Below are 466 nucleotides of genomic sequence, written 5' to 3'. Positions count from 1 at the left end.
ATTCAATAGCGAATGCCCAGCATACTAAAAAGAGCAAGAAGAATAAAGATGATAAGATACCAGTTAGAGCTTATTATTGCAAATGGTGCACTTGTTATCACTTATCAAGTCAGCAAAGATTAAACATTAAGACAGGAGTAATTGGATAATGAAAGATGAATTTACATACTACATAGCTCGATACTTTTCAGATGATTTTGGAGAATTTGAAAGCCGTAAGTTTTATAATAAAAGAGAAGCTCTGGAATGGTTTGAATTGTTACCTGAAAAACAAAGAATTGAACTTAAAAAATATACTGAAATCACTGAGGTTATAGCATAATGACAAATGAAGAATTATACGAAAGAATAAGTAACTCACTAAAAGAGCAAGGTATCGGAATAAGTCAATTTGAATCAAAAGTTAAAGCTGAAACAGGTAAATACCCTAACTTAAAAATGACTAAATCACGTTTGAGTTTACCGA

General features: G+C 30.7%; 1 protein-coding gene. It reads left to right on the top strand.

The features are described 5' to 3' along the window. The first annotated feature begins 148 nt into the window (after positions 1–148). Positions 149–322, top strand: coding sequence for a hypothetical protein (locus tag FDX22_RS30090; RefSeq protein ID WP_156125609.1), 174 nt, complete (start codon positions 149–151; stop codon positions 320–322). The last annotated feature ends 144 nt before the right edge of the window (positions 323–466 follow it).

Origin of the sequence: Citrobacter sp. TBCS-14, from assembly GCF_005280805.1 — a bacterium.
In the GTDB taxonomy this organism is placed as follows: domain Bacteria; phylum Pseudomonadota; class Gammaproteobacteria; order Enterobacterales; family Enterobacteriaceae; genus Citrobacter; species Citrobacter gillenii.
Note: the sequence above shows the minus strand (reverse complement) of the source record. Positions and strands in the feature narration are given on the sequence as shown.

Coding starts and splice junctions, on each gene's coding strand:
- FDX22_RS30090 (WP_156125609.1), top strand. CDS start 149: ATGAAAGATGAATTTACATACTACATAGCTCGATACTTTTCAGATGAT.